Genomic DNA, 26,625 nt, shown 5'->3' with positions numbered 1-26,625 from the left:
CCTCCAGGATAGGCGCCGCGACTGACAGCGACGGCGCCCTGTGGAGCGTGCCGGTCAGGTCAGCGCCAGCGCGGTCAGCCACGCGCCGGTCGACACCAGGGCCGCGGCGAGCTCCACGAGGATCGTCAGGCCCGTGGCCTGCAGCGCCGCGACCGTGGCCCGCCACGCCGGCCGGGCCTCGCGCGACCGCAGCCACTCCGCGAGGTAGATCCCGAGCACGAAGCCGACGAACAGGCCGACCACGGGGATGGCGAAGAACCCGACCACGCCGGCGATCCCGCCCCAGATGAGCGTGGACGAGGGAACGCCGGCGCGCTTGAGGTGCCGCCCCGCCAGCAGGTACTTGCCGATGCCGGCGAGCACGGTGACGACGACGGTGATGGCGACGACCGTCCACCCCGCGGCCCCGCCGGTGACGACGCCCCAGACGACGATCGCCCCGGCGACGAGCAAGCCGCCGGGCAGCACCTGGACGATCACCCCGAAGAGCCCGACCAGCACCACGAGCCCGACGAGGAGGTCACCCACGGAGTTCACGGGGTGGACAGTAACGCGGTCAGCGCCAGAGCACCGCGATCGCGACGTTCAGGGCGGTGAGGCCGGCGATGGCGCCGAGGTACCCGGTGGTCACGCGCGACGGCTTGCGCACGCCGAGGATCACGAGCGTGGCCACGACGAGGGCGACGACGAGCTTGACCGCGATCTTCGTGGTGTTCGGGTCGTGACCGGCCAGACCGGCCGAGGCGATGCCCACGATGAGGATGCCGGTGACCAGCGCCGTGAGGATGCCGTGCAGCACGCCCGTGGCGATCTTGGGGGTGCGCAGGTTGACCAGGGTGCCGCCGAGCACGATGGCCCAGCCGAGCAGATGGAGGACGACGAGGAGGTTGTAGACGAGATCCATGCCGCCGAGCCTAACGGTATCTGACGCCGAGTCAGAAAATACCCGGACAGAGTGCGCTACTGTCTGGCGACATACCGAACAGTCGGTATCGAGAAGGGTGCACGATGCGCAGGTTCGAGGGCAGGGTCGCCCTGATCACCGGGGCGAGCCGCGGGATCGGTCTGGCCGTCGCAGAACGGCTGGTCACCGAGGGGGCCACCGTCGTCATCACCGGTCGCAGGCCCGAGTCGCTGACCGCCGCCGTCGAGCGGCTCGACGCGATCGACGCGGGCCACGCGGTCGCCGTCGCGGGCAAGGCCGACGACGCGGAGCACCGCGCCGAGGTCCTCGCGACGATCACCGACCGGTTCGGCCGCCTCGACCACCTGGTCAACAACGCCGGCATCAACCCTGCCTACGGGCCCGCGCTCGAGATCGAGAGCTCCGTCGTCCGCAAGATCCTCGAGGTCAACGTGGTCGCCGCCCTCGACTGGACGCGGTCGGCCGTGCAGGCGGGCCTGAGCCGCTCGATCGTCAACACCGCGTCGGTGGCGGGCCTGTCGGCCAGCCCGGGTGTCGCGTTCTACGGCGTCTCCAAGGCGGCGCTGCTCAACCTCACGCAGCAGCTCGCGGTCGAGCTGGCACCCGGCATCCGCGTCAACGCGGTGGCTCCCGCCGTGGTCCGGACACGCCTCGCGCAGGCGCTCTACGAAGGCGACCGGGAGGCCGCGCTCGCCGCGGCCTACCCGCTGGGCCGCATCGGCGAGCCCGAGGACGTCGCCGGACCGGTCGCGTTCCTGCTGTCCGACGACGCCGGGTGGATCACCGGTCATACGCTCACCATCGACGGCGGCGCCAGTGCCGTCGCGGTCGGCTAGAAGAAGAACGAGAGGCACCCATGGCAACCTCCAGCGTCGTCGACGACATCACGCGGGCGGCCGTCGACCTGTTCTCCACCCAGGGGTACGCCAACACCTCGGTGCAGCAGATCGTCGAGGCGGCCGGCGTCACCAAGGGCGCGATGTACCACTACTTCGAGTCGAAGGACGACCTCCTCTTCTCGGTCTACGAGCGCATGCTGTCGCTGCAGACCGAGCACCTCGAGGAGATCGTCGGCCGCGGGGCGTCGACCGCGCAGACGCTGCGCGACGTGTGCGTCGACGTCATCGAGACGTCGATCGACTTCCTCCCCGAGGGCACCGTCTTCTTCCGCAGCGTGCACATGCTCTCGGAGCCGCGCCAGAAGGAGGTCACCCGCCGCCGCCGGCAGTACCACGACGTGTTCGCGAGCCTCATCGAGCGCGGTCAGGAGGAGGGCCTCTACCGGACGGACGTCCCGCGCGCCGTGCTGGTGGCCCACTTCTTCTCCGACGTGCACTACCTCTCGAACTGGTACTCCCCCGAGGGTCCCGAGGACAAGGTGCTCCTCGCGCAGCAGCTGACCGACCTCTTCCTCGTCGCGATCAAGGCCTGACCCGGTGCGCGCGTGGCAGGTGGTGCGGCACGGAGAGCCGGCCGAGGTCCTCGAGCTCTCGCAGGTGGCGGACCCGGCACCGGGTCCCGGGCAGGTGCTGGTCCGGGTGCGTGCGGTCGCGCTGAACTTCCCCGACGTCCTGCTGGCCCGGGGCGAGTACCAGGTGCGGCCCCCGCTCCCCTTCTCCCCCGGCATCGAGCTGTGCGGTGAGGTGATCGGCACCGGGGAGGGCGTCACGCGTGCGGCGGTCGGCGACCGCGTCGTCGGGTCCCGGATCGGCGTGCTGTCGGAGCTGGCCGTGCTCGACGAACGGGAGGTCTTCCCCGCTCCCGCGGCCCTCGACGACGCCGAGGCCGCCGCCCTCACCATCGGCTACCAGACGGCCTGGTTCGGGCTGCACCGGCGGGCCGCTCTGCAGCCGGGCGAGACGCTGCTCGTCCACGCGGCGGCGGGCGGCGTCGGGACCGCGGCCGTCCAGCTCGGAGCCGCCGCGGGTGCGCGGGTGATCGGTGTGGTCGGCAGTGCGGCGAAGGTGGAGGTCGCCCGGAAGGCCGGGGCGGACGTCGTCGTCGACCGGTCGACGCAGGACGTCGTCGCGACGGTGAAGGCCGAGACGGGCGGTGCGGGCGCCGACGTGGTGTTCGACCCCGTCGGCGGGACCGCGTTCGAGCAGTCGACCAAGTGCATCGCCTTCGAGGGGCGCATCGTGGTGGTCGGCTTCGCGGGCGGGACCATCCAGGCGGTGAACGCGGGGCACGCGCTGGTCAAGAACTACGGCGTGCTCGGCCTGCACTGGGCGCTCTACGCGCAGCGCCGACCCGAGCTGGTCGACGCGGCGCACGTCGAGCTGACGAGGCTGGTCGACGCCGGGCGGGTCCGGCCGGTGGTCGGCGAGGTCGTCGCGTTCGAGGACGCCCCGGCAGCCGTGCAGCGGCTCGCGGACGGCGCCACGACGGGCCGTCTGGTGGTGCGGGTCTCATGAGCGACACCCGGCTCGACGGTCGCGTCGCCCTCGTCAGCGGCGGGGCACGAGGGCTCGGCGAGGCGTTCGCGCGCGCCCTGCACGCCGCCGGCGCGAGCGTGGTGATCGCCGACCTGCTGGACGACGACGCGGGCCGGCTGGCCGCCGAGCTGGGCGACCGCGCGCTGGCGACCCACCTGGACGTGACGTCGCAGGAGAGCTGGGCCGCGGCGGTCGATGCCACGCTCGGCGCGTTCGGCACAGTCGACGTGCTGGTCAACAACGCCGGGATCGCGAACGCCGGGCCGATCGACCACTACCCGGTGGCGAAGTGGGACGCGGTCATCGCGGTCAACCTCACGGGTGTGTTCCTCGGCGTCCAGGCGGTGGTCCCGACGATGAAGGCCGCCGGCCGCGGCTCGATCGTCAACATCTCGTCGGTCGAGGGCATGCTCGGCGGCTCGCACCTGCACGGCTACGTGGCGTCGAAGTTCGGCGTCCGGGGACTGACCAAGTCGCTGGCGGTCGAGCTGGGCCCCGACGGGATCCGGGTCAACTCCGTGCACCCGGGCTTCGTCCAGACGTCGATGACCTCACGGCTCGACCCGACCGCCGTGCCGATCCCCCTGGGGCGACCGGCACTCCCTGCCGACGTCGCGGGCACCGTGGTGTTCCTCGCGAGCGACGACTCCGCCTACACGACGGGCACCGAGCTGGTGGTCGACGGCGGCATGATCGCGGGCGTCCCGCACTCGTAGAACTCCCTCAAGAACGGCGTGATCGAACCGTGTCCTGATCTCCATACCGTCCGGTCGGTTTCTGTTGTACTTTCGTCCTCACCGACACGAAGAGGTGCCGATGTCCGCACAGATGACACCCGTCAGGACGGGTGGTGAGCCGCATCTCGACGTCCGCGGCCTGAGCGTCCGCTTCGGGGGCCTGAGCGCCCTCGACGACGTGAGCCTGCAGGTGCGCAAGGGCGAGGTCGTCGGGCTGATCGGCCCCAACGGAGCCGGCAAGACCACCCTGTTCAACGCCGTCTGCGGCCTCGTCCGCCCGAGCGCGGGAACGATCACCGTGGACGGCGACCCGCTCCCCGGCGACCCGACCCGGCTGTCAGCGCGAGGCGTCGCCCGCACCCTGCAGGGCCTCGGCCTGTTCCGCGGGCTGACCGTCCGGGAGAACGTGCTGGCCGGCCACCTCGGCGCGACGGACCCCGGCGCGGACGCCCAGCGGCAGCTCGACGCGCTCGACCTCGCCGCGCACGCCGACCGTCCGGTGGGCGACCTGCCCTACCCCGAGCAGAAGAAGGTCGCGCTGGCCCGGGCGCTCGTCGCGCAGCCGGGTCTGCTCCTGCTCGACGAGCCCGCGGGGGGCCTCGGCGCCGAGGACATCGCCACGCTCGGCGAGCTGGTCCGGCACACCGCCGGCACCGGCTGCGCCGTCCTGCTGGTCGAGCACCACGTCGACTTCGTGATGAGCGTCTGCGACCGCGTCGTCGTCCTCGACTTCGGGCGCGTGATCGCGTCCGGCACCCCCGACGAGGTCGCGGGCGACCCGGCCGTGGACGAGGCGTACCTGGGGATCGAGGTGACCACCCGGTGAGCGCGCTGCTGGAGGTCCGTGGGCTGACCGTCGGCTACGGCGGCGCGCCGGTCCTGCGCGACGTCGACCTCGACGTGCCGGCCGGCAGCATCGTCGCCCTCGTCGGGGCTAACGGGGCCGGCAAGACCACGCTGCTGCGGACCCTGTCCGCCCTCGTCCCGGTGACCCGGGGCAGCATCCGCCTGGCCGGGCAGGACCTCGCCGGGGTGAGCGTCGAGGACCGGGTCCGGCGCGGGCTCGCGCACGTCCCCGAGGGTCGCGGCGTGGTCGCGGAGCTCACGGTCGACGAGAACCTGCGGCTCGGCGGGCTGTGGCGCGGGCCCGACCGACGCACGGCCGTCGCCGAGGTCTACGAGCTGTTCGAGCCGCTCGCCCGTCGCCGGGACAACCCCGGCCACCAGCTCTCCGGCGGGGAACGGCAGATGCTCTCGCTCGGCCGGGCCCTGGTCGCTCGGCCCACCGTCCTGCTGCTGGACGAGCCGTCGCTCGGCCTGGCGCCGCGGGTCGTCGCGCAGATCATGGGCGTCCTGCGCTCGCTGGCCGACCGCACCGGGCTGACCGTCCTGCTCGCCGAGCAGAACGTCGTCGGCGCACTCTCCGTCGCCGACCACGGCGTCGTCCTCGGGCTCGGCGAGGTCGTCGCGTCGCGGCCCGCGCACGAGCTCGCCGCCGACGACCGCCTCCGCCACGCCTACCTGGGGTTCTGATGGACAGACTCGTCTTCCTCCTGGGCACCGGCCTCGCGCGCGGTGCCGTCCTCGCGCTGTTCGCCCTCGCGCTGGTGCTCATCTGGCGCGGCGCCCGCGTCGTCAACTTCGCGCAGGGCGCCATGGCGGTGGTCAGCACCTACGTCGCGTTCGAGGTCACGTCGCTGACCGGCAGCTACTGGCTCGGTCTGCTGGCCGCGCTGCTGGCCGGCGGGCTGCTGGGGTTCGCGGTCGAGCGCGGGGTCATGCGGTTCGCGTCGCCGGCGTCGCCGCTGTCCGGCGTCATCCTGGCCATCGGGCTCGTGATGGTGCTGCAGTCCGCGCTCGGGATCCTCTTCGGGCCCGACTACCGGCCGATGCGCGTCCCGTTCGACGACAGTGCGATCGTCGTCGGCGGGGTGCCGCTGCTGTCGCCGTACGACCTGTTCGTGCTGGTCGTCGCCGTGGTGGTGATGGGCGCACTGGCCGTGCTGTTCCGGTGGACGTCGCTCGGCCTGCAGATGCGCGCCGCGGCCTTCGCTCCCGAAGTCTCGCGCCTGCTCGGCGTCCGGGTGTCGCGCACCGTCACCGTCGGCTGGGTCCTGTCGAGCGTCGTCGGCTCGCTGGCGGCGCTCCTGCTGGTGCCGACGAGCCTCGGCCTGAACCCGCACGCGACCGACTCCCTGTTCGTGCTCGGGTTCACGGTCGCGGTGGTCGGTGGGCTGGACTCGCCGGTCGGCGCGCTCGTCGGTGGGGTGGTCGTCGGCGTCGCGATGAGCCTGGTGACCGGCTACCTCGGCGCCGGCCTGGTGCCCATCGCCGTGCTCGTCCTGCTCGTGCTGGTGCTCCTCCTGCGACCGGCGGGACTGTTCGCGGCGGCGGAGGCGAGGCGCGCATGACCGGCCGGCAGAGGCTCCCTGGACAGCGCCCGCTGGCGCGCACGCTGGTCCTCGCGGCGGGCTGGACGGTCGTCGCGCTGGGCGGCACGTTCGCGCTCGACCCGTTCCGCAACTACCAGCTCGCGCTGGTGGCCGCGTACCTGTGCGCGACGGCCGGGCTCACCGTGCTCGTCGGCGCCACGGGCCAGCTCTCGCTCGGGCACGCCGCCCTCATGGCGGTCGGCGGCTACGGGTTCGCGCTGACGACCAACGCGCTGCCGTTCGGCGGCCTGGCCGCCTTCGTGCTCGCGCTCCTCGCCGGGGCGCTGGCGGCGGCCGTCGTCGGCCTGCTCCTCGGCCTCGCGGCCGCCCGCCTATCGGGCCCGTACCTGGCGGGTCTCACGCTCGCCGTCGTGGTCGCCCTGCCCGCGGTCGCGTCCACCTGGTCGACCGTGCTGCACGGCGACCAGGGGGTCCAGATCCCGTTCGAGGGGGTGCCCGACGCCCTGCGCCGGGTGGTCGCCCTGGAGCAGTGGCAGGCGATGGTGGCCGTCGTGGTCACGGCAGCCGTGGTGACCGGCCTGACGCTGCTGCGCGGCGGACGGTTCGGTCTGAAGATGCTCGCCGTCCGCGACGACGAGGTGGCCGCCCGGCTCAGCGGCATCCCCGCCGGGCGCGTCAAGGTGCTCGCGTTCACCGCCAGCTCGGTCGCGGCGGGCGTCGGCGGAGCCGTCCTGTGCTTCGTCGCCCAAGCCGTGAGCCCCGGCGCGTACACGGTCGGGTTCTCGCTCCTGCTCGTGGTGGCGGTCGTGATCGGCGGGCTCGGCAGCATCCTCGGCGCCGCGCTGGGCTCGGTCGTCGTCGTGCTCCTGCCCTGGCTCATCGGCCGGCTCACGGCCAGCCTCCCCGCGGACGCCGCGCAGCGGCTCGACGGGAACCTGGCCGTCCTCGTCTTCGGGCTCCTGCTCATCACCGTGATGGCGGTCGCCCCGCACGGCCTGCACGGCGCCATCGACGCCGCCCGGCGACGCCGCCGCCCCACCCCCGACGTCCCACCTCCCGCAGCAGAACCCGCACCGCGCAAGGTCCTCGTCCCTACCGAAGAACAGAGGTGACACCGATGTCACAACGCTCCCGGTCCGTCGCGCTGATCGCCACCACGGCCCTCCTCGCGGGCGGCCTCGCCGCCTGCAGCACCCCGGAGCCCTCCCCGGGGGTCACCGAGGACACCGTCACGGTCGGCACGCACACGCCGCTGACCGGCCCCGCCGCAGCGGGCTACTCGTCGATCTCGGCGGCGACGAAGGCGTACTTCGAGTACGTCAACGACAACGGCGGCATCAACGGCCGCAGCATCGAGTACGTCGTGAAGGACGACGGGTACAACCCGGCGACCACCTCGACGGTGGTCCGCGAGCTGGTGCAGGAGGACGAGGTCTTCGCCGTCATCAACGGCCTGGGCACGCCCACGCACTCCGCGGTGGTCGACTACCTGAACGAGAACGAGGTGCCGGACCTCTTCGTCGCCTCGGGCAGCCCCAAGTGGGACCAGCCCGGCACGTTCCCGTGGACGTTCGCCTACAACGCGAACTACATCGTGGAGGCGAAGGCGCTGGCCACCTACGCGAAGGAGACGTGGCCGGACAAGACGTTCTGCGTGCTCGGGCAGGACGACGACTTCGGCACCGACTTCACCACCGGTCTGCTGCAGGTGCTCGGGCCCGACGGGCTCGCGTCGACGCAGACGTACTCGGTGTCCACGCAGGACGTCGTCGCCCAGGTCGGCGCCATGCAGGCCGCCGGCTGCGAGGTCAACTTCCTGGCCACCGTCAACGGCTTCACGGCGCTCGCGCTGGGCACGGCCGCCAAGATGAAGTACCCGGCGCAGTGGGTCTCCTCGTCGTCCGGCGGCGACTACCCGACGCTGGTCGGCTACCTCGGCGAGGACGTCGCACCGCTGCTCCTGCAGGGCTTCGTCAGCTCCAACTACCTGCCGTTCAGCCCCGACGACGAGTGGGTCTCGCTGTTCCAGGAGATCAACGACGAGTACAACGACGGCGCCCCGTTCAGCGGCAACACCGTGTTCGGGATGTCGGTGGGGTACCTGTTCGCGCAGGCGCTGGCCAAGGCCGGCGACGACCCGACGCGCAAGAGCCTGCTCGACGCGCTGGAGGTCGGCGCCCTCACGGGCAACGGCATCGTCCCCCTGAGCTTCTCCAAGGACAGCCACGCCGCGTTCGAGGGCGTCGGCATCACGGTGGTCGACAAGGGCGTCCAGGACTACGTCGACGGTCAGATCTACACGACGGACGCCGGCAGCGGCGCGGTCGAGCCGTACACCGGCACGTCCGTGCCGCTCGAGGGCGACGGCATCCCGACCGCCTGACCCGGCACGACGGAGGCCCGGTCCCCCACGAGGGGACCGGGCCTCCGGCGCGTCAGGCGGGCGACAGTCGTCAGGCGTCGACGGGGGCCGTCGAGTACTGCGCCACCAGCTCGCGCTTGAGCACCTTGCCGCTGCCCCCGAGCGGCAGGGAGTCGACCAGGTGGACGACGCGCGGGAACTTGTACGCGGCGATGCGCTCCTGCACGAACGCCACCAGCTCCTCGGGCGTGGCCTCGTGCCCGTCGAGGAGCACGACCGCGGCGTGCACCTCCTGCCCGCGCGCCTCGTCGGGGAGCCCGAAGACGGCGGCGAACGCGACGGCGGGGTGCCGCATCATGACGTCCTCGACCTCGCTGGGGTACACGTTGTAGCCGTTGCGGACGATCATGTCCTTCTTGCGGTCGACGATCGTGACGATGTCGTCGGCGTCCTTGGTGCCCAGGTCACCCGTGCGGAACCAGCCGTCGACCACGGCCGCGGCCGACGCGTCCGGGTTGCCCAGGTACCCCTTGAACAGGGCGTGACCGCGCACGACGATCTCGCCGAGCTCGCCGACGGGCAGGCGGACGACGCGGTCGTCGATGCTGGCGTCCGCGATCTCGATGTCCACGCCCCACAGCGGGCGGCCGACGGTGCCGGGCCGGATCGGCTCGCCCACGTGGTTGAACGCCACTGCGGGCGACGTCTCGGTCAGGCCGTAGCCCTCGTGCACCTCGGCGCCGAACTCGCGGTCGAACGCCTCGAGCACCGCGACCGGCAGGGCGGCGCCCCCGGAGACGGCGTAGCGCAGGGGTGGCCGGGCGGTGCTGCGCGCGGCGGCCTGGATCAGCCCGATGTACATCGTCGGGACGGCGGTGAAGACGGTCGCGCCGTGCTGCACCATCTGCGCGAGCGCCTGGTCCGGGTCGAACTTGGGCAGCAGGATCACGGCGGCGCCGCGGCGGAACGCCGTGTTCATGACCGACACCTGGCCGAACGTGTGGAACAGCGGCAGGCCGCCGAAGACGACGTCGTCGCGCACCATGTCGAACAGGTCGATGAGGGCGACGTTGACCTGCTCGATGATCGCCATGTGCGATCCGACCGCGCCCTTGGGCCGGCCGGTGGTGCCGCTCGTGTACAGGATCGTGGCGGGGCTGATCGGGTGCACGGACTCGTACAGGTCGATCGCCTGGGCGGCCGCCGCCTCGTCCTCCAGGCGCGGGAACGGCACGGCCATCCCGTCCGGCACCAGCACCGTCAGCAGCGGGATGCCGGCGCGCGCGGCCGCGGGACCCGCCTCGGCGAGCATCGGGGCGGCGGCCACCAGGACCGTCGCGCCGGAGTCGCGCAGGACGAACTCGATCTCGTCGGCCTTGAACAGCAGGTGGACCGGCACGACGACCGCGCCGAGCGCGAGCACGCCGTAGTAGACGCGGGCGAAGTCGGGCACGTTCGGCACGATCATGGCGACCCGGTCGCCCGGTCCGATACCGCGAGCGCGCAGCGCCCCCGCGTACGCCCGGGTCTGGTCCCAGAGCTCGCCGTAGCGGACCACCTGGTCACCGAGGAAGAACGCCGTGCGGTCGGGGGTGCGGTGGGCGGTCTCGGCGAGGATCGCCGCGACCGACATGCTCCCGAAGCCCGCACCGTCGAGGGCCTGATCAGTCATGTCACTCTCCTGTCGTCGTGAGCTGGGCTCGCCCGAGGGAGGCGAGGTGGACCTCGTCCGGACCGTCCGCCAGGCGCAGGGCCCGGGCGCCGGCGAACATCTCGGCCAGCGGCTGGTCGCCGGACAGGCCGGCCGCGCCGAACAGCTGGATCGCGCGGTCGAGGATCTGCTGCACGGCCCGCGGGACCGCGATCTTGATGGCCTGGATCTCGGTCATCGCGGCGCGGTTGCCGACCGTGTCCATGAGCCAGGCGGTCTTGAGCACCAGCAGCCGCAGCGCCTCGATCTGCAGGCGGGACTCGGCCACCCACTCGCGCACGACGCCCTGGGCCGCCAGGGGCCTGCCGAACGCGACGCGCGAGGTCGCGCGCTCGACGACCAGGTCCATGGCTCGCTCCGCCATGCCGAGCGACCGCATGCAGTGGTGGATCCGGCCGGGCCCGAGCCGGGCCTGCGCGATCGCGAACCCCTGGCCCTCTCCCGCGAGGATGTTGCCGACGGGGACGCGGACCTCGTCGAACATGATCTCGGCGTGGCCGCCGTGGTCGCGGTCGTCGTACCCGAACACGGTCAGCGGCCGCACGATCTGCACCCCGGGCGTGTCCCGCGGGACCAGGACCATGGACTGGCGGCGGTGCCGGTCCGCGGACGGGTCGGTGGCGCCCATGACGACCAGCAGCGTGCAGTCCGGGTTCATGGCCCCCGTCGACCACCACTTGCGGCCGGTGATCACGTACTCGTCGCCGTCGCGGACGATGCGGGTCGCGATCTGCGACGCGTCGGACGAGGCCACGTCCGGCTCCGTCATGCAGAACGCGGACCGGATCTCGGCGTCCAGGAGCGGCTCGAGCCATTCCTCCTTCTGCTCGGGCGTCCCGAACTCGGTGAGCAGCTCCATGTTCCCGGTGTCCGGGGCGGCGCAGTTGAACGCGGCCGGGGCCAGGCGCGGGCTGCGGCCCGTGAGCTCGGCGACGGGCGCGTACTGGAGGTTGGTCAGGACGCTCGGCAGGAACAGGTTCCACAGGCCCTGCTCGCTGGCCAGGCCCTGCAGGCGCCGGACCACCGGCCGGGTGCCCCACTCGGTGGGGGTCGCGGCGAGCTCGGCCTCCAGCACCGGCTCGGCCGGGTAGACGTGCTCGTCGAGGAACGCCCTGGTGCGACGGACCATGTCGACCGTCGTGGCGTCGGGGGCGAAGTCCATCAGCGCACCGCCCCCGCCAGCTGCGCGAGCCCTTCGTCGGCGAGCGGCGCGACGAGGGCGCCGATCCGGTCGAACCCGTCGCCCACGGTGTCCCCGCCGAGGAACCGGAAGTGGATGCCCTCGAGGATGACGGCGAGCTTGTAGGCGGCGAACGCCCGGTACCAGCCCAGCTCCGGCACGCTGCTGCCCAGCCGGGCGCTGTACGCGTCGACGAGCTCGTCGAACTCGGGGTAGCCCGCCGCCGGGTCGACCGCGCTGGGCGCGACGCTGCCACCCGCTGCGACTTGTGGGATGTCGCGAATGTGCCAGTACAGCCCCAGCATGCCGAGGTCGACGGCGGAGTCCCCGAGCGTCGCCATCTCCCAGTCGAGGATCGCGGCGATGCGCGGGCCGTCGGAGACGAGCACGTTGTCCAGGCGGTAGTCGCCGTGCACGATGCTGCTGCGCCGGGTGGTCGGGACGCGCTCGGCCAGGCGTCCCTGCAGGTCGTCCAGGCTGGGTACCGGCCGCGAGCGCGAGCCGTCGAGCTGCGTCCGCCAGCGCCTCAGCTGCCGGTCGAGGTACCCGTCCGAGCGTCCGAGGTCGGCCAGCCCGACGTCCGCGGGCTCGATGGCGTGCAGCTCGGCCAGCAGGGTGGCCAGCTCCAGGCTCACGGTGCGCAGGTCGTCCGCGGTGTACGTGGTGTTCTGCGACGGGTGCGCGAGCACGGTGCCCTCGACGAGGTCCATGACGTAGAACACGGTCCCGGTCCCGGCGGACGGGTCGTCCACCAGCGCGACGGTCGGCGGCACCGGCACCCGCGAACCCTGCAGGGCGGAGATGACGCGGTGCTCGCGGGCCATGTCGTGCGCCGTGGTCTGCACGTGCCCGAGCGGTGGCCGCCGGACGACCAGCGGCCGGACGCCCCCGTCGACCCGGTACGTGAGGTTGCTGCGCCCGCCGGCGATCACGCGTGCGGACAACGTGCCGTCGCCCACCACGGTCGGGTGCTCACGGCGCAGGTACGCCTCCAGCTGTGCCACGTCGAGCCCGGGTGGGTCCGGCATGCGTCGGGTCATCGTCGACCACCTCTCCGGGCCGCACGTCGTCATACCGCCCGGTCGGTATGCTACCGGATCAGACGACCAGGTCGCGTTCGATCGCCGCACGGATCCGGTCGGGGATCGGGACCGGCCGCCGCGTCGCGTCGTCGACGAACACGTGCACGAAGCGCCCCTCGGCCACGAGCTCGCCGCCGCGCAGGATGCCGAGCTCCCAGGTCACGCTCGTCGCGCCCAGCCGGCCGGCGCGCAGGCCGACCTCGAGCGGCTCCGGGAAGGCGGCGGAGGCCTTGAACTCGCACGACGACGAGACGCAGACGCCGATCGGCTCCCCCGCAGTCGGGTCGAGCCCGGCGGTCGACATGAGCCAGACGTTGATCGTCGTGTCCATCGCCTCGTAGTAGACGGTGTTGTTGAGGTGGCCGTAGACGTCGTTGTCGTTCCAGCGCGTTCCAAAATGTGCACGATGGGGCCACCGCTGCTCTGTCATGGCCGCAGCACCAGCTCGAAGGCCGCGCGCGCGCGCTCCGCGCTGGGCCGGTCGCCGTTGAGCAGGTCGGCGTAGGTGAACGACTCCGAGATGCGGACCAGCAGGTAGGCCAGGTCGTGCGCGCTCACCCCGCGCCCGAACGGCTGCTCTCCCAGCTCCTGGCGCACCAGGGCCTCGACGACCGCGACGTACCGCCGCTGGATCTCGCTCTCCTTGGTCGTCAGCAGCCGCAGGGCGCGTGCGGGCTCGCGCTGGAGGAAGCCGCGGAAGTAGTCCGCCGTGATGAGGTCGCCGGCGAAGTGCGTGAGCACCGCGGACACGCGCGCCGCCCCCTCCGCGTCCCGGGTGGCGGCTTCCGCCTGCTCCAGCGTGGGGACGGCGAGCGACCACAGCACCTCCGAGAGGAGCGCGTCGCGGTTGCCGACCCACCGGAACAGCGACGTGCGGTCGACGCCCAGCTTGGCGGCCAGCCGGCCCATGTCGATGCGTGAGCCCTCGATGAACGTGGCGCGGGCGGCGACGAACGCGCGCACGGCGTCGGCGTGCTCACCGTCCTCCAGCCGTTGCGACAGCCACGACGGGGCGACGCGGGTGCCGATGCGGCCGAGCCCGTCTCCGATCACGCCAAGGTTCGACATGGCGGCAACCTACTCCTTCTCGGTAGGGGCTATGCAACATCTCAGAAAATGATGCAGACTCGGGGGCGAGATCAGAGCCGATCCACGAGCGGAGCCATCCGGTGACCCAAGCAGACCTCTCCCACGCGCTCCTGACGAGCGACTTCTACTCCTTCCAGGACCTCCTCACCCCCGACGAGAACGCGCACGTCATGGAGATCCGCGAGTTCCTGGAGCGCGAGCTCCGCCCCATCGCCGACGACTACTGGGACCGCGCCGAGTTCCCCATGCACCTCATCCCCGAGGTCGGGCGGCTCGGCATGCTCGGGCCGGTGTGGCCCGAGACCCAGCGGTTCGAGAACAGCGCGCTGTACCGCGGCTGGGTCGCGCTCGAGCTCGCGCGGGTCGACCCCGGCTTCGCCACGTTCGTCGGCGTCCAGAACGGCCTGACCATGGGCGCGATCGGCGTCGGCGGCTCGCCCGAGCAGCGCGCGCAGTGGCTCCCGCCGATGGCGACGGGCGAGGTGATCGGCGGCTTCGGGCTGACCGAGCCGCTGTCCGGCTCGGACACCGCCCGCGGCCTGCGCACCACGGCGCACCGGACGGGGGACACGTGGGTGCTCAACGGAGCCAAGCGCTGGATCGGGAACGCCACGTTCGCGCACGTCGTCGTCATCTGGGCCCGCGACACCGCGGACGACCAGGTCAAGGGCTTCCTCGTCCGCCGCGGCACCCCGGGGTTCACCGCGACGAAGATCGAGCGCAAGCAGGCGCTGCGCACGGTGCAGAACGCCGACATCCTGCTCGACGGGGTCGAGGTCGCCGAGGCGGACCGGCTCCCGAACATCCGCTCGTTCAAGGACGTCGCCGTCGTGCTGCGGCTGACCCGCGCGGAGGTCGCCTGGCAGGCCGTCGGCGTGGCCGTCGGCGCCTACGAGGCCACCGTCCGCTACGCGCTCGAGCGCGAGCAGTTCGGCAAGCCGATCGCGTCGTTCCAGCTGGTCCAGGACCGGCTCGCGCGCTGCCTCGGCAACATCACCGCGAGCATCGCGATGTGCGTCCGCGTCTCCCAGCTTCTGGACGAGGACCGGCAGGGCGACGAGCACTCCGCGCTCGCCAAGGCGTACACGACCCAGACGATGCGCGAGACCGTGGCGCTGTGCCGCGAGACGCTCGGCGGCAACGGCATCCAGCTCGACCACGGCGTCGCGCGCTACATGGCGGACGCCGAGGCGGTCTACTCGTTCGAAGGGACCCACGACATGAACAACCTCATCGTGGGGCGTGCCATCACCGGCATCGCGGCGTTCGTCTGATGGCCGAGGCGTACATCGTCGCGACCGCCCGCTCCCCCATCGGCCGCGCGTTCAAGGGCTCGCTGAAGGACCTGCGTCCCGACGACCTGGCGGCGTCCATGGTCCGCGCCGCTCTCGCGCAGGTGCCCGACCTCGACCCCGGGCGGGTCGAGGACCTGCTGCTCGGCTGCGGCATGCCCGGCGGCGAGCAGGGCATGAACATGGCCCGGATCGTCGCGGTGCTCCTCGGGCTCGACGGCGTGCCCGGCACGACCGTCAACCGGTACTGCTCGTCGTCGCTGCAGACCACCCGCATGGCGTTCCACGCGATCAAGGCCGGCGAGGGCGACGTGTTCGTGTCGGCCGGCGTCGAGTGCGTGAGCCGGTCCGCCATCGGGAACAGCGACTACATCCCCGGCGCCTCGCTGGAGAACCCGCGGTTCGCCGACGCCGTGGGCCGCACGGCCGCGCGGGCGGTGTCCGGCGAGGCCTGGGTGGACCCGCGCGAGAGCGGCCTGCTCCCCGACGCCTACATCGCCATGGGTCAGACCGCGGAGAACGTCGCCGCCCTGACCGGCACCACGCGCGCCGACCAGGACCAGTTCGCGGCGCTGTCCCAGAACCGCGCGGAGAAGGCGCTCGCCAACGGGTTCTGGGCCGAGGAGATCACGCCCGTGACCCTGCCGGACGGCACGGTCGTGTCCGCCGACGACGGTCCGCGCGCCGGCGTCACGCCTCAGTCGCTGGCCGGCCTGAACCCGGTGTTCCGACCCGACGGCACCGTCACGGCGGGCAACTGCTGCCCGCTCAACGACGGCGCCGCGGCGGTCGTCGTGGTCAGCGACCGGATCGTCGACGAGCTGGGACTCACCCCGCTCGCCCGGATCGTCTCCACCGGCGTCAGCGGCCTGTCGCCCGAGATCATGGGCCTCGGCCCCGTCGACGCCTCGCGGATGGCACTGGCGCGGGCGGGCCTGACCATCGACGACATCGACCTGGTCGAGCTCAACGAGGCGTTCGCGGCACAGGTCCTGCCGTCGGCGCGGGCGCTCGGGATCGACCACGAGAAGCTGAACGTGCACGGCGGCGCGATCGCGGTCGGCCACCCGTTCGGCAGCACGGGCGCCCGGCTCACGACGACCCTCCTGCACGGCCTGGCCACGCGTGACGCGACGTTCGGCCTGGAGACCATGTGCGTCGGCGGCGGCCAGGGCATGGCGATGGTGGTGGAGCGGGTCTCGTAGAACCGTGACAGCACGACGCCCGAGGACGTGGGTCACGTCCTCGGGCGTCGTGGCGCTCAGGCGGCGAAGTACAGGACGACCGTCTCCGCGACCAGGGCCGGCTTGGACGCGCCCTCGATCTCGAGGGTGATCGTGAAGGTCGCGCGGACGCCCTGCGCCGTCGGCTCCGCGGACGTCACCGTGCTCGTCGCCCGGATGCGGGAGCCGGCCGTCACCGGCTGCAGGAAGCGGACCTTGTCGAGGCCGTAGTTGACCACCAGGCCCGTCCCGCCGACCTCGACCAGCCCGTCGGTCAGCGACGGGATCAGCGACAGGGTCAGGTACCCGTGCGCGACGGTCGCGCCGAACGGCCCCTGCGCGGCCCGCACCGGGTCGACGTGGATCCACTGGTGGTCGTCGGTGGTGTCGGCGAACGCGTCGATCCGCGCCTGGTCGACGGTGAACCACTCCTCGGCCGTGACCGACTGCCCGATCACGTCGACCAGGCCGCCCGGTGTCGCGACGGCGATCATGCCTTCGGACCGCCCGCCACGTAGAGGACCTGCCCGTTGACGAAGCTCGCGGCCTCCGAGCAGAAGAACGAGACGGCGTGCGCGATGTCCTCGGGCACCCCGATGCGCCCGACGGGGATCTCCTTGGCGGCGGCCTCGACGAACTGCTCGTACGTGACGTGCATGCGCTCGGCGGTCTGCCGGATCATGTCCGTGCCGATGAACCCCGGCGCCACCGCGTTCGTCGTGATCCCGTACCGCCCCAGCTCGAACGCGAGCGTCTTGGTGAACCCCTGGATCCCCGCCTTGGCCGTGGCGTAGTTGGCCTGCCCGCGGTTGCCCAGGGCCGACGTGCTCGACAGGTTCACGATCCGGCCCCAGCCGGCGTCCACCTGGTGCTTCTGCACGGCCCTGCTCATGAGGAACGCGCCGCGCAGGTGCACGGACATCACGGAGTCCCAGTCGTTCTCGGTCATCTTGAACAGCAGGTTGTCGCGCAGGATGCCGGCGTTGTTGACCAGCACCGTCGGCGCACCCAGCTCGGCGGCGACACGGGCGACGGCCGCGGCCGCGTCGTCCGTGCTGCCGACGTCGGCACCGAGGCCGAGGGCCGAGCCGCCGGCCGCCCGGATGGCATCGACGGTCTCCGCGGTGTCGTCCTCCCGCAGGTCGAGGACGGCCACCTGGAAGCCGTCGGCGGCCAGCCGGAGGGCGGTCGCGGCGCCGATGCCACGAGCAGCTCCGGTCACGAGGGCGGTTCGGGTCTCTGTCATTGGAGGGGGTCCCTTTCGTCGAGAACGATCAGCTGGCGGAGCTCGCCACCGGCCGCGAGGCGGTCCATGGCGACGTCGAGGTCGTGCAGGGTGATGCGGGAGGAGACCAGGCGCTCGAGCGGCAGGCGCCCGGACCGCCACAGGTCCACGTAGAGCGGGATGTCGCGCGCGGGCACGGCGGACCCGAGGTAGCTGCCGACGACGGTCCGGGCCTCGGCGGTGAGGGTCAACGGGCTCACGGACGCGCGGGCGTCCGGTGCCGGCAGACCCACGGTGACCGTGGTGCCGCCCGGCGCGGTCGCGGCGAACGCGGTCTCGAACGCCCGGGCGTTCCCGGCCGCCTCGATCACGACGGGTGCCCTGACGGACGCCTCGGCGAGTGCGGCGGGGGTGAAGACGGCCGACGCCCCGTTGGCTCGCGCAGCGTCGAGCTTGTCCGGGAGCGCGTCGACCCCGACGACCTCGAACCCGAGCGCGACCGCGACCAGCAGTGCGGCCATGCCCACCCCTCCGAGCCCGACGACCATCACCGTGTCACCCTCCCGCGGACGGCCGGCGTTGACCACCGCGCCGCCGCCGGTCAGCACCGCGCAGCCGAGCAGCGCCGCGACCTCCGGCGGGACGTCGGGATCCACGCGGACGACCGAGGTCCGGCTGACCACGGCGTGGCTGGCGAACGCGGACACGCCCAGGTGGTGATGGACGGGCCGGCCGTCACGGGAGAGGCGTCGGCCGTCGCCCACGAGCGAGCCGGCCCCGTTCGCCGCGCTGCCCACCCGGCACGGCAGCCGGCCGTCGGTCGCGCACTCCGGGCAGTCGCCGCAGCGGGGCAGGAACGTCATGACGACGCGGTCGCCCACCGCCAGGCCGTTCACGCCGTCGCCGAGCACCTCGACGATGCCCGCGGCCTCGTGGCCCAGCAGCATGGGGGTGGGCCGCACGCGGTTGCCGTCGACCACCGACAGGTCGGAGTGGCACACCCCGGCCGCCTCGATCCGGACCAGCACCTCGCCCGGACCGGGTCCGTCCAGCTCGAGGGGTCCGATGGTGAACGGTCGCGACCGCGCGAACGGCGCCGGTGCGCCCGAGCGTTCGAGCACCGCACCCACGATCTGCACGAGCACCTCCAGCGTCGACGTCGTTGTCACGCATACCGACCGCGCGGTATGTTGCCGCCACAGTACACACCATCGCCGAGGTCAGGGAGACGCTCGATGACGGGCACACCGGTCCAGGGAGTCGCCGACGAGCGGTTCGCACCGCTGCGCGAGGTGTTCCAGCAGCACCTCGACAGCGCCGAGGAGCTGGGCGCGAGCCTCGCCGTCGTCGAGCGCGGGACCCTCGTGCTCGACCTCTGGGGCGGCTGGGCCGACCAGGCGCGCACCACGCCGTGGGCGGCGGACACGCTCACCAACGTCTGGTCGATCTCCAAGACCATGACCTCCCTGACGGCCCTGGTCCTCGTCGACCGCGGCCTGCTCGACCCCGACGAGCCCGTCGGCACCTACTGGCCGGAGTTCAAGGCCGCCGGCAAGGAAGCCGTGCTCGTCCGGCACGTGCTCAACCACACCTCCGGCGTCTCCGGCTGGGACCAGCCCGTCACCGGCGAGGACATCCTCGACGTCCCCGCCGCGACCGCCCGCCTCGCCGCCCAGGCGCCGTGGTGGCCTCCGGGCACGCTGTCCGGCTACCACCTGCTCGACTACGGGCACCTCGTGGGCGAGCTCGTCCTGCGCGTCACGGGCCGCACGCTCGGCGAGTTCTTCCGCGCCGAGATCGCCGAGCCCCTCGGCGCCGACTTCTGGCTCGGGCTGCCCGAGTCGCAGGACGGCCGGGTCAGCCACGTCGTCCCGCCGCCACCGTCGCAGATCGACCTCGCACAGCTGCCACCCGGGTCGCCGGCGCGGCGCACCCTCGGCGGTCCCGGGCTCGACGCCTCGATCACGTGGACCCGCGGCTGGAAGGCGGCCGGGATCGGCGGGGCGGGTGGCCACGGGAACGCCCGGTCGGTCGCGCGGGTGCAGTCCGTGCTGACGAACGGCGGCGGCGGGCTGCTCTCCCCCGACACGATCGAGCTCGTGTTCGCGCAGCACACCGACAACGTGGACCTCGTCCTCGGCGTCCCGGTGCGGTTCGGTCTCGGCTACGGGCTGTCGAACCCGGTCAGCACGCCGCACATCCCCGAGGGCCGCGTGGCGTTCTGGGGCGGCTGGGGCGGCTCGCTCGTCGTCAACGACGTCGACCGCGGCCTCACGTTCGCCTACGTCATGAACCGGATGTCGCCCGGCATCCTGGGGTCCCCCCGCTCGGACGCGTACCTGCAGGCGCTCTACGGCGCGCTCTAGTACCCCGCCATCCGCAGCGCGGTGTCGACCAGCTCGACACGGTCGAGCGACGCGACCTCGGCCACGTCGAACCAGGCCGCGGTGTCCGTGCTGCCGTCCACCTCGTCGGTCAGCTCGCCGCCGACGACGTGCGCGCGGTAGACGATCCGGAGGCCGTGCAGGTCGCCGTCCCGCGGGTCGAGGCGCAGGGCGGCCGGCACGACGATCGAGTCGATGCCCAACAGCTCGTCGAGCTCCACGTGGTACCCGGTCTCCTCGAGGACCTCCCGCACCGCGGCGTCCGCGGGGTCCTCGCCCGGGTCGATCCCGCCGCCCGGGAGCGTCCACCCCGACCGCCCACCCTCGACCCAGTGCGGGAGCAGGACCCGTCCCGACTCGACGACCACGGCATAGGCGGCGACGCGTTGCTTCACGCGGGCGAGCCTAGGCCCCTGCGGTGCTCGTGCCAGGGCCAGCCACCTGAGCCGTTCGAGGGACGACCAACTCCCGGCAGGACTCCGCGTGCCACGATGTGCCCCTCCACGTCCCTGCTCTGCTCCTGGTGGTCCCGATGCGACGTCCGACCGCGCTCGCCCGGCTCGTCCCGCTCGTCGCCCTCGCGGTGCTCCTCGGTGCCGCACCGCCCGCCGCGGCCGCACCCGGGGACTTCGTGCCGTGGCTGCAGACTGCACACGTGCGCCCGGGCGGGGGGATCAACCTGTGGCGGGCACCGGTGGGGTCGGCAGGCCTCGGTGAGCCCGTGGCCCCGGCGCTGGTCGCGACGCTCGACACCGGAGGATTCCGGTTCGACCAGTCCCGGACGGGGTCGGGGGTGTTCGCCCCGGTGGGTTCGCCACCCACCCCGGACGCGCTGATCTCCCACCAGCAGCCCAACGGCGGCGTGCTGCTGTGGGTCGTGCCGGTGTCGACCGGGCAGCCCGAGGTCTGGGCGGACCTGCGCGGCGGCGGGTGGAGCTGGGCGGACTCCCGCCAGTACGTGGGGGACGTCGACGGCGACCGCCGCGACGACGTCGTCAGCGTGCACCGCAACGACTGGGGCCTGGGCGCCGTCGGCGTCAACGTGTGGGTGCACCGCAACACGGGGTCCGGGTTTGCGGACCCGCAGCTCTGGGCCACGATCATGCCGCGCGACATCCCCGGCGCCGAGCACATCGACCGCTGGGAGCCGTTCGTCGACTCCCGCTTCCTCGTCGGCGACGTCAACGGCGACCGCCGCGCGGACCTCTCGATGACCCACCGGGCCAACGGCGCGGCGCGCGGCTACGGGATGATCCACACGCTCTGGCAGAACACCGGGGGGTCGTTCGCCAACTCGGGCAGGTGGGAGGGCGCGCGGACGTCGCAGGGCTGGTCGTTCGACGCGAGCCGCGACCTGCTCCAGGAGATCGATGGCTACGGGAGGCGTGGGCTGACGATCGTGCACCAGCAGCCCGGCGACGGTGTCCTGGTCTTCCACCGGCCCTTCCACCCCGAGAACGGTGGAGGGTGGAGCGGCGTCTGGCTCGCGTCGGACCTCCGTGCGGGCGGGTGGAGCTGGTCGGGCTCCCGGCAGGTCGCCGCGGACATCGACAGCGACGGGCGCGAGGACCTCCTGAGCGTGCACGCGCAGGTCAGTGGCGGCGAGCTCGTCTGGGCGCACACGTTGGCCGGGCCGTTCGAGCCCATGGGTGCACCCGTCCTCGTCGGCGACCTGCGCAGCGGGGGCTGGGACTTCCGCACCAGCACGGAGACCGTCAGCTCCCCCTCGATCTGGCACTGAGCAGCCGGCACCGCAGCCGCACCGTCACAGCAGCCGTCGAGCCGCCGCCCAACGCGTCAGCTCGTGCCGGCTGGACAGCTGGAGCTTGCGCAGCACCGCGGAGACATGGGTCTCGACCGTCTTGATCGAGATGAACAGCTCGGAGGCGACCTCGCGGTAGGAGTACCCGCGCGCGATGAGCCGCATCACCTCGCGCTCCCGCGCGGAGAGGCGGTCCAGCTCGTCGTCCCCGATCGCGACGTCCCCGGCGGCCGCACCGAACGCGTCGAGCACGAAGCCCGCCAACCGGGGCGAGAACACCGCGTCGCCGCCGGCCACGCGGCGGACGGCGTCCGACAGGTCGGTGCCGTCGATCGCCTTGGTGACGTACCCGCGGGCGCCCGCGCGGATGACCGCGACCACGTCCTCGGACGCGTCGGACACGGACAGCGCGAGGAACCGGGTCTCACCCAGCAGGTCGGTGCACGCCTTGATGACCTCGGCGCCGCCACCGCCGTCGCCGCCGGGCAGGTGCACGTCGAGCAGCACCACCGGCGGCCGCAGCTCACGGACCAGGCGGATCGCCTCGTCCACCGAGTCGGCCTCACCCACCACGCGGACGCCCGCGTCCAGCGACGCCTTCACCCCCGTCCGGAACATGTGGTGGTCGTCGACGAGGACGACATCGACTGCGTCGGTCATGGTTGGACTCCTTCGTCGTCCACGGCGCGGATGGGCACCACCAGGTGCACCTCGGTCCCACGCTCCGGGCTGCTGGTCACCTTCGCCGTGCCGCCCCGGCGCCGCACGCGCCCGATGATCGACTCGCGCACCCCGAACCGGTCGGTGCCCACCTCGTCCAGGTCGAAGCCGTCGCCGTGGTCGCGCACGAACACCTCGACCTCCGACGTCCCGACCTCCAGGTACAGCGACACGGGCGGCCGGCCGTGCACCACGGCGTTCACCAGCGCCTCGCGCGTCGCCTGCAGCAGCGCCTCGGTGTCGGCGTCAGGCACGCGGTCCCCGACGACCACCGACTCGATGGCCACCGGATCGCCCGACGGTCCGGACCGGGAGTCCTCGACCTCGGCGACGATGCCGCGCAGCGCCGCCGCGACCGACGTCCCGGGCGCGGGACGGTCGTCGTACAGCCACTCGCGCAGCTCGCGCTCCTGGGCGCGGGCCATCCGGGCGACCTCCGCGGAGTCGTCGGCCCGCGACCGGATGAGGGCGAGGGTCTGCAGAACGGAGTCGTGCAGGTGGGCCGCGATGTCGGCGCGCTCGGACTCCCGCGCGCGGGCGGCCCGCTCGTCGCCCAGCTCGCGCACCAGCCGCAGCCACCAGGGCGTCAGGACGAGGGCGACACCGCCGAGCATCACGACGGCGGCGATGATCGACTGCACGAGCGTCGCGGCCTCGACCCCTTCGCCGGACGCCAGCCCGACGAACAGGAGCACGCCGACCCCCGCGAGCAGGATCCCCCCGGCCACGCGCAGGAGGCTGACCGGGGTGCGGCCTCCCGCCCGGTCGCGCAGGCGGCCGCGCTGCACGGCGTCCAGCTGGCTCCACGCCAGCCACAGGCCGGCCAGCACGATCACGGCGGGCAGCAGCCAGTCGGCCTGCACGTCCGCCCCCGACCGGACGGCGATCAGCAGGGCCGCCGCGACGACGAGCAGCCCGCCGATCGCGATGTCCGTCACGGGGATCCGTCGACCGGGCTCGACGATCGCCTGCCGCCGCGCGAGCCGGGTCAGCGCGCTCGGGCGCACCTCCTGCGCCGCGTCCGCCGGGTCGCCCGCCGGGACCGCCAGCCACCAGAACGCGTACAGCAGCGCTCCGATCCCGGCGACCGGCGTGAGCAGGACGAACCCGAGGCGCACCAGGGCGACCGGAACGTCGAGGTGCGCGGCGAGCCCGAGCGCGACACCGCCGAAGACGCGCCCGCGCGCAGGGCGGCGCAGCGGCAGCCTGCGGGGCGCGACGACGGTCGGGGTGGGGTGCACGGTCCGATCGTCACATGCCCCGAGCCGTTCGGGGGTCGGGTCCAGGGTCCGTTCAGGGGCGCCACCCGACAGGTTCAGGGTGGGGTCAGGGGTCCACCCGATGCCGCTGCCTCGTCGGGACGGCCAGGATCGAGACATGGACACGAGCACTCCCACCGGCGCTGCCGGACCCGACCCGGCACCGGGCAGCCCCGCGCCGGACCCGACACCGGCGCCGGGGAACGCGCCGAACAGCTTCTTCGCCGCCGTGCGCCGACTCGGCATCACGCGGTCCGACGACCGCTGGATCGGCGGCGTCAGCGGCGGCCTCGGTGACCGGTTCGGCATCGACCCGCTGCTGGTGCGCGGCATCTTCTTCGCGACGCTCCTGCTGGGCGGGATCGGGCTGGTCGCGTACGGCGTGGCCTGGGCGCTCCTGCCCGAGCGCCGCGACGGCCGGATCCACCTGGAGGAGATGGTCCTCGGGCGGTTCGACATCGCCCTGCTCGGTGCGCTGGCCTTCGTGATCGTCGGTTTCGGCCGAGGTGACAACTGGTTCTTCTTCTGGGGTCCTCCCGGCTGGGTCCAGGGGCTCCTGTGGGTGACCCTGGTCGGCGGCATCGTGATGGTGATCGCCATCGTCTCCAACCAGCAGAACCCGAAGCCGCGGCCGCCCGGCGGGCCCTACGGCCAGCCTCAGCCGTACGGCTCGCAGCCGACGGTCGGCTACCCCGCCGCGACGTACCCGGCCGCCGGCGGCTACCCGGCGCCCACCGCGACGACGGCACCCGTCGACGGCGACCAGCCCGCAGCACCGCCCGCCGCCGGGTGGTCCACCGGGTACGCACCCACCCCGCCGCCGCCCCCGGCGCCGCGCCCGGTGCCCGCGCCACGCCCGGTCACCCCGCCGCGTCCGCGGACCCCGGGGGCCGGGGCCGGCACCGTCGGCGTCGTCGTCGCGCTGAGCCTGCTCAGCCTCGCGGTCCTGCTGATCGCGGAGCGCCAGGGCGACTTCGACGGACCCGTCGGCCTGACCGCGCTGGGTGTCGGGATCGTGCTCTGCGGCCTGGGGATCATCGTCTCCGGGCTGCGCGGCCGGACCAGCGGCGGCCTCGGCGGTCTCGCCGTCGTCGGCATCCTCGTCGCGGTGCCCGTCGGAGCGGTGAACAACGCCAGCTGGGTCTGGTCGGGCGAGTCGCAGCACGACTTCGCCGCCGAGGGCGTCGTGCACGTGACCGACCGCGAGGAGGCCGCGAACGGCTTCTCGATGGGCTTCGGTGACGTCACGATCGACCTCAGCGACCTGCAGATGACCTCCGACACCCTCGAGGTCCCGATCTCGCTCGCCGCCGGTGACCTCACCGTCGTCGTGCCCAGCGAGGCGAGCATCTCCGCCGATGTCGACGCCGGCGCCGGCACCGTGCGCTGGGACGTCGACGGCGAGAGCAAGAGCGTCGACGGCGTCGGCCTCAACCCCCGCACCTTCACGTCCGGCGCGATCGACGAGGACGGACCGCAGCTCGCGCTGCAGGTCCAGATCGGCGCCGGCGACGTCTCGATCATCGAGGAGAACTGATGCCCACCGACAAGACCCCCCGCGACGCCGACCAGACGCTCGCCCTGCCGGTCACCGACGAGGCCCCCACGACGGGGACCACCGACGACGACACCGCGGTGATCACCGAGCACGACACCGTCGTGATCTCCGACGGCGACACCACCGTGATCCCCGCTGACGACACCGCCGTGCTCACGCTCGAGACGGCCGAGCCGGTCGAACCGGTTCGGCCGGCCGAGCCGGTGGAGACCGACAGGTCGTTCGGGACGAGCGAGCCGGTCGCCGACGAGACCCGTCCGTACCCGAGCACCACGGCGTGGTCCTCGCAGGACGAGCCGGCGCCGTACACGTCGCCGATCGGTGCGCTCTACGCGCCGGCCGACCGGCCCGACCCGGCACCGAGCGCCGCCGCCGACCCGCTCCCCGTCGTCGAGACGGCGCCGGCCGACCCGCCGCGCCGCCGGCTGCGCGTGGGCACGGTCGTGTGGGGTCTGGTCATCGCCGCGATCGGCGTCGGCCTGCTCGCGTGGGCGGCCGGCTTCGCGATCGACCTCCAGCTGGCGATGATCGTCCTGCTCGCGGTCGCCGGCACGGCGCTGCTGGTCGGCTCGATCGTCAGCGGGGCGCGAGCCGCGCGGCGCTGACCCCCCGGCAGCGCAGACGCCCGAGCAGCCACGGTCCTCGAACCGTGGCTGCTCGGGCGCCCTCGTGCGGTCAGGCCTTCGAACCCGTCGGGGCCGGGGGCGGGGTCGTCGACGAGGTCGGCGCCGCCGGTGCGGTCGGCCGCCCGGACGGGACGGGGTCCGGGTAGCTCGACGAGCCGGTCGACGTGACCGCTGCGCTGCCGACACCGGCCGCGGCCGCGGCCTTGCGCAGGGCCCATCCGATGAGGATGAACACGACGCCGATGCCGACCACGAGGACCGCGACGCCGAACGCGACGACGGACGTGAACAGCGAGGCCCGCAGGAACGACGCCGTCATGACGGTCTGGCGCGTCGGGTCGTCCTGGTCCAGCTCGGCGTAGGTCTTCCCGCCGGACGCCTCCAGTGCGTGGGTGTTGATGATGTCGGCCTGGAACCAGGCCTCCCAGGGCGTGTCCACCAGCTCCCCGCCGAACGCCTGGGCGTCGTCGGAGACGGTGATCTTCTCGGCGGCGAGGTTGCTGGCCACCGCCCCCCAGGTCACACCGCCCGCGATGATGAAGATGATCCCGAAGATGATCGTCAGCAGCCCCAGCACCCGGACCGTCTTCGAGCTCCCCGTGGTCGTGGTCGTGGTCATGTCTCCCCTTCCGAACCCCCAACGGACGGGCCCGAACCCCCTG

29 protein-coding genes are annotated in these 26,625 nt (G+C 73.0%); 15 read left to right on the top strand and 14 right to left on the bottom strand.

Annotated elements, in window-relative coordinates; genetic code table 11:
* Positions 1-54 precede the first annotated feature (54 nt).
* Entirely contained in the window at positions 55-537 is a 483-nt protein-coding gene (locus tag CXY01_RS13910) for a DUF456 domain-containing protein (RefSeq protein ID WP_146928010.1), read from the bottom strand.
* 19 nt (positions 538-556) lie between these two features.
* Positions 557-904: a hypothetical protein gene (locus CXY01_RS13905; protein WP_146928009.1), complete on the bottom strand. Its 348-nt coding sequence runs from the start codon at positions 902-904 to the stop codon at positions 557-559.
* A 104-nt stretch (positions 905-1,008) separates the two neighbouring features.
* On the opposite strand from CXY01_RS13905, the gene CXY01_RS13900 reads away from it, so the two are divergent.
* The 9 genes from CXY01_RS13900 to CXY01_RS13860 all read left to right on the top strand — a co-directional run bounded on the left by CXY01_RS13900 (position 1,009) and on the right by CXY01_RS13860 (position 8,873).
* The gene (locus CXY01_RS13900; RefSeq protein WP_146928008.1) at positions 1,009-1,761 is read left to right on the top strand and encodes an SDR family oxidoreductase; all 753 of its coding nucleotides are present in this window, start codon (positions 1,009-1,011) and stop codon (positions 1,759-1,761) included.
* A 20-nt stretch (positions 1,762-1,781) separates the two neighbouring features.
* Positions 1,782-2,357: a TetR/AcrR family transcriptional regulator gene (locus tag CXY01_RS13895; protein ID WP_146928007.1), complete on the top strand. Its 576-nt coding sequence runs from the start codon at positions 1,782-1,784 to the stop codon at positions 2,355-2,357.
* A 4-nt stretch (positions 2,358-2,361) separates the two neighbouring features.
* Entirely contained in the window at positions 2,362-3,339 is a 978-nt protein-coding gene (locus CXY01_RS13890; protein WP_146928006.1) for an NADPH:quinone oxidoreductase family protein, read from the top strand.
* A complete protein-coding gene (locus CXY01_RS13885) occupies positions 3,336-4,076 on the top strand; it encodes a glucose 1-dehydrogenase (protein WP_146928005.1) in 741 nt (246 codons plus the stop codon). The genes CXY01_RS13890 and CXY01_RS13885 overlap by 4 nt, the downstream gene beginning before the upstream one ends.
* Positions 4,077-4,176: 100 nt before the next feature.
* On the top strand, positions 4,177-4,923 hold the full coding sequence (locus CXY01_RS13880; RefSeq protein ID WP_246125350.1) for an ABC transporter ATP-binding protein: 747 nt from the start codon (positions 4,177-4,179) through the stop codon (positions 4,921-4,923).
* Complete coding sequence (locus tag CXY01_RS13875) at positions 4,920-5,630, top strand: ABC transporter ATP-binding protein (RefSeq protein WP_146928004.1); 711 nt, start codon at positions 4,920-4,922, stop codon at positions 5,628-5,630. Before CXY01_RS13880 ends, CXY01_RS13875 begins: the two co-directional genes overlap by 4 nt.
* On the top strand, positions 5,630-6,508 hold the full coding sequence (locus tag CXY01_RS13870; RefSeq protein WP_146928003.1) for a branched-chain amino acid ABC transporter permease: 879 nt from the start codon (positions 5,630-5,632) through the stop codon (positions 6,506-6,508). Before CXY01_RS13875 ends, CXY01_RS13870 begins: the two co-directional genes overlap by 1 nt.
* Entirely contained in the window at positions 6,505-7,602 is a 1,098-nt protein-coding gene (locus CXY01_RS13865; protein ID WP_146928002.1) for a branched-chain amino acid ABC transporter permease, read from the top strand. Before CXY01_RS13870 ends, CXY01_RS13865 begins: the two co-directional genes overlap by 4 nt.
* Before the next feature lie 5 nt (positions 7,603-7,607).
* Positions 7,608-8,873 (top strand): ABC transporter substrate-binding protein, encoded by a 1,266-nt coding sequence (locus CXY01_RS13860; protein WP_146928001.1) that lies wholly within the window; start codon positions 7,608-7,610, stop codon positions 8,871-8,873.
* A gap of 70 nt (positions 8,874-8,943) precedes the next feature.
* On the opposite strand, the gene CXY01_RS13855 is transcribed toward CXY01_RS13860, so the two are convergent.
* The 5 genes from CXY01_RS13855 to CXY01_RS13835 are packed head-to-tail and all read right to left on the bottom strand — an operon-like array spanning position 8,944 to position 13,893.
* A complete protein-coding gene (locus tag CXY01_RS13855) occupies positions 8,944-10,524 on the bottom strand; it encodes a long-chain-fatty-acid--CoA ligase (protein ID WP_146928000.1) in 1,581 nt (526 codons plus the stop codon).
* 1 nt (position 10,525) lies between these two features.
* Positions 10,526-11,725 carry an acyl-CoA dehydrogenase family protein gene (locus CXY01_RS13850; RefSeq protein ID WP_146927999.1) on the bottom strand — a complete coding sequence of 400 codons (1,200 nt, stop codon included), beginning with the start codon at positions 11,723-11,725 and terminating at the stop codon, positions 10,526-10,528.
* Complete coding sequence (locus tag CXY01_RS13845; protein ID WP_246125349.1) at positions 11,725-12,783, bottom strand: phosphotransferase family protein; 1,059 nt, start codon at positions 12,781-12,783, stop codon at positions 11,725-11,727. The genes CXY01_RS13850 and CXY01_RS13845 overlap by 1 nt, the downstream gene beginning before the upstream one ends.
* 58 nt (positions 12,784-12,841) lie before the next feature.
* Positions 12,842-13,255 carry an acyl-CoA thioesterase gene (locus CXY01_RS13840; RefSeq protein WP_146927998.1) on the bottom strand — a complete coding sequence of 138 codons (414 nt, stop codon included), beginning with the start codon at positions 13,253-13,255 and terminating at the stop codon, positions 12,842-12,844.
* Positions 13,252-13,893, bottom strand: a complete 642-nt coding sequence (locus tag CXY01_RS13835; RefSeq protein WP_146927997.1) for a QsdR family transcriptional regulator — start codon at positions 13,891-13,893, stop codon at positions 13,252-13,254. The genes CXY01_RS13840 and CXY01_RS13835 overlap by 4 nt, the downstream gene beginning before the upstream one ends.
* A 101-nt stretch (positions 13,894-13,994) precedes the next feature.
* On the opposite strand from CXY01_RS13835, the gene CXY01_RS13830 reads away from it, so the two are divergent.
* On the top strand, positions 13,995-15,188 hold the full coding sequence (locus tag CXY01_RS13830; RefSeq protein WP_246125346.1) for an acyl-CoA dehydrogenase family protein: 1,194 nt from the start codon (positions 13,995-13,997) through the stop codon (positions 15,186-15,188).
* A complete protein-coding gene (locus CXY01_RS13825; protein ID WP_146927996.1) occupies positions 15,188-16,411 on the top strand; it encodes an acetyl-CoA C-acetyltransferase in 1,224 nt (407 codons plus the stop codon). Before CXY01_RS13830 ends, CXY01_RS13825 begins: the two co-directional genes overlap by 1 nt.
* A 56-nt stretch (positions 16,412-16,467) precedes the next feature.
* Here CXY01_RS13825 and CXY01_RS13820 read toward each other — a convergent pair whose 3' ends face one another.
* From CXY01_RS13820 to CXY01_RS13810, 3 genes are read right to left on the bottom strand one after another with little or no spacing between them, the layout of a single operon-like run.
* Positions 16,468-16,923, bottom strand: a complete 456-nt coding sequence (locus CXY01_RS13820) for a MaoC family dehydratase (RefSeq protein ID WP_146927995.1) — start codon at positions 16,921-16,923, stop codon at positions 16,468-16,470.
* The gene (gene fabG, locus CXY01_RS13815; RefSeq protein ID WP_146927994.1) at positions 16,920-17,675 is read right to left on the bottom strand and encodes a 3-oxoacyl-ACP reductase FabG; all 756 of its coding nucleotides are present in this window, start codon (positions 17,673-17,675) and stop codon (positions 16,920-16,922) included. Before fabG ends, CXY01_RS13820 begins: the two co-directional genes overlap by 4 nt.
* A complete protein-coding gene (locus CXY01_RS13810; RefSeq protein ID WP_146928100.1) occupies positions 17,672-18,793 on the bottom strand; it encodes an alcohol dehydrogenase catalytic domain-containing protein in 1,122 nt (373 codons plus the stop codon). Before CXY01_RS13810 ends, fabG begins: the two co-directional genes overlap by 4 nt.
* A gap of 96 nt (positions 18,794-18,889) precedes the next feature.
* Between CXY01_RS13810 and CXY01_RS13805 the strand changes: the two genes are divergently transcribed.
* Complete coding sequence (locus tag CXY01_RS13805; RefSeq protein WP_146927993.1) at positions 18,890-20,020, top strand: serine hydrolase domain-containing protein; 1,131 nt, start codon at positions 18,890-18,892, stop codon at positions 20,018-20,020.
* Here the strand turns inward: CXY01_RS13805 and CXY01_RS13800 are convergent.
* A complete protein-coding gene (locus CXY01_RS13800; protein WP_146927992.1) occupies positions 20,017-20,433 on the bottom strand; it encodes an NUDIX hydrolase in 417 nt (138 codons plus the stop codon). The two genes, CXY01_RS13805 and CXY01_RS13800, sit on opposite strands and share 4 nt — an antisense overlap.
* Before the next feature lie 137 nt (positions 20,434-20,570).
* Here CXY01_RS13800 and CXY01_RS13795 point away from each other — a divergent pair, with 137 nt between their 5' ends.
* Positions 20,571-21,779 carry a hypothetical protein gene (locus CXY01_RS13795; RefSeq protein ID WP_146927991.1) on the top strand — a complete coding sequence of 403 codons (1,209 nt, stop codon included), beginning with the start codon at positions 20,571-20,573 and terminating at the stop codon, positions 21,777-21,779.
* A 24-nt stretch (positions 21,780-21,803) separates the two neighbouring features.
* Here CXY01_RS13795 and CXY01_RS13790 read toward each other — a convergent pair whose 3' ends face one another.
* Positions 21,804-22,460: a LuxR C-terminal-related transcriptional regulator gene (locus CXY01_RS13790; protein WP_146927990.1), complete on the bottom strand. Its 657-nt coding sequence runs from the start codon at positions 22,458-22,460 to the stop codon at positions 21,804-21,806.
* Entirely contained in the window at positions 22,457-23,761 is a 1,305-nt protein-coding gene (locus CXY01_RS13785) for an ATP-binding protein (protein ID WP_246125343.1), read from the bottom strand. Before CXY01_RS13785 ends, CXY01_RS13790 begins: the two co-directional genes overlap by 4 nt.
* 136 nt (positions 23,762-23,897) lie before the next feature.
* Between CXY01_RS13785 and CXY01_RS13780 the strand changes: the two genes are divergently transcribed.
* Complete coding sequence (locus CXY01_RS13780) at positions 23,898-25,316, top strand: PspC domain-containing protein (RefSeq protein WP_186813407.1); 1,419 nt, start codon at positions 23,898-23,900, stop codon at positions 25,314-25,316.
* Entirely contained in the window at positions 25,316-25,942 is a 627-nt protein-coding gene (locus CXY01_RS13775) for a hypothetical protein (RefSeq protein WP_146927987.1), read from the top strand. The genes CXY01_RS13780 and CXY01_RS13775 overlap by 1 nt, the downstream gene beginning before the upstream one ends.
* Positions 25,943-26,012: 70 nt before the next feature.
* Here the strand turns inward: CXY01_RS13775 and CXY01_RS13770 are convergent, their stop codons facing one another.
* The gene (locus CXY01_RS13770; protein WP_246125340.1) at positions 26,013-26,582 is read right to left on the bottom strand and encodes an aromatic ring-opening dioxygenase LigA; all 570 of its coding nucleotides are present in this window, start codon (positions 26,580-26,582) and stop codon (positions 26,013-26,015) included.
* Positions 26,583-26,625 lie beyond the last annotated feature (43 nt).

The sequence above is a fragment of the Cellulomonas xylanilytica genome (assembly GCF_007989805.1).
Taxonomy (GTDB): Bacteria; Actinomycetota; Actinomycetes; order Actinomycetales; family Cellulomonadaceae; genus Cellulomonas; species Cellulomonas xylanilytica.
Note: the sequence above shows the minus strand (reverse complement) of the source record. Positions and strands in the feature narration are given on the sequence as shown.

What these genes read in the sequence shown, in the direction of transcription:
- CXY01_RS13905 (WP_146928009.1), bottom strand. Translation starts at nt 904, where the DNA reads ATGGATCTCGTCTACAACCTCCTCGTCGTCCTCCATCTGCTCGGCTGG.
- CXY01_RS13900 (WP_146928008.1), top strand. Translation starts at nt 1,009, where the DNA reads ATGCGCAGGTTCGAGGGCAGGGTCGCCCTGATCACCGGGGCGAGCCGC.
- CXY01_RS13895 (WP_146928007.1), top strand. Translation starts at nt 1,782, where the DNA reads ATGGCAACCTCCAGCGTCGTCGACGACATCACGCGGGCGGCCGTCGAC.
- CXY01_RS13885 (WP_146928005.1), top strand. Translation starts at nt 3,336, where the DNA reads ATGAGCGACACCCGGCTCGACGGTCGCGTCGCCCTCGTCAGCGGCGGG.
- CXY01_RS13880 (WP_246125350.1), top strand. Translation starts at nt 4,177, where the DNA reads ATGTCCGCACAGATGACACCCGTCAGGACGGGTGGTGAGCCGCATCTC.
- CXY01_RS13870 (WP_146928003.1), top strand. Translation starts at nt 5,630, where the DNA reads ATGGACAGACTCGTCTTCCTCCTGGGCACCGGCCTCGCGCGCGGTGCC.
- CXY01_RS13865 (WP_146928002.1), top strand. Translation starts at nt 6,505, where the DNA reads ATGACCGGCCGGCAGAGGCTCCCTGGACAGCGCCCGCTGGCGCGCACG.
- CXY01_RS13860 (WP_146928001.1), top strand. Translation starts at nt 7,608, where the DNA reads ATGTCACAACGCTCCCGGTCCGTCGCGCTGATCGCCACCACGGCCCTC.
- CXY01_RS13855 (WP_146928000.1), bottom strand. Translation starts at nt 10,524, where the DNA reads ATGACTGATCAGGCCCTCGACGGTGCGGGCTTCGGGAGCATGTCGGTC.
- CXY01_RS13850 (WP_146927999.1), bottom strand. Translation starts at nt 11,725, where the DNA reads ATGGACTTCGCCCCCGACGCCACGACGGTCGACATGGTCCGTCGCACC.
- CXY01_RS13845 (WP_246125349.1), bottom strand. Translation starts at nt 12,783, where the DNA reads ATGACCCGACGCATGCCGGACCCACCCGGGCTCGACGTGGCACAGCTG.
- CXY01_RS13840 (WP_146927998.1), bottom strand. Translation starts at nt 13,255, where the DNA reads ATGACAGAGCAGCGGTGGCCCCATCGTGCACATTTTGGAACGCGCTGG.
- CXY01_RS13835 (WP_146927997.1), bottom strand. Translation starts at nt 13,893, where the DNA reads ATGTCGAACCTTGGCGTGATCGGAGACGGGCTCGGCCGCATCGGCACC.
- CXY01_RS13825 (WP_146927996.1), top strand. Translation starts at nt 15,188, where the DNA reads ATGGCCGAGGCGTACATCGTCGCGACCGCCCGCTCCCCCATCGGCCGC.
- CXY01_RS13820 (WP_146927995.1), bottom strand. Translation starts at nt 16,923, where the DNA reads ATGATCGCCGTCGCGACACCGGGCGGCCTGGTCGACGTGATCGGGCAG.
- fabG (WP_146927994.1), bottom strand. Translation starts at nt 17,675, where the DNA reads ATGACAGAGACCCGAACCGCCCTCGTGACCGGAGCTGCTCGTGGCATC.
- CXY01_RS13805 (WP_146927993.1), top strand. Translation starts at nt 18,890, where the DNA reads ATGACGGGCACACCGGTCCAGGGAGTCGCCGACGAGCGGTTCGCACCG.
- CXY01_RS13795 (WP_146927991.1), top strand. Translation starts at nt 20,571, where the DNA reads ATGCGACGTCCGACCGCGCTCGCCCGGCTCGTCCCGCTCGTCGCCCTC.
- CXY01_RS13790 (WP_146927990.1), bottom strand. Translation starts at nt 22,460, where the DNA reads ATGACCGACGCAGTCGATGTCGTCCTCGTCGACGACCACCACATGTTC.
- CXY01_RS13780 (WP_186813407.1), top strand. Translation starts at nt 23,898, where the DNA reads ATGGACACGAGCACTCCCACCGGCGCTGCCGGACCCGACCCGGCACCG.
- CXY01_RS13775 (WP_146927987.1), top strand. Translation starts at nt 25,316, where the DNA reads ATGCCCACCGACAAGACCCCCCGCGACGCCGACCAGACGCTCGCCCTG.
- CXY01_RS13770 (WP_246125340.1), bottom strand. Translation starts at nt 26,582, where the DNA reads ATGACCACGACCACGACCACGGGGAGCTCGAAGACGGTCCGGGTGCTG.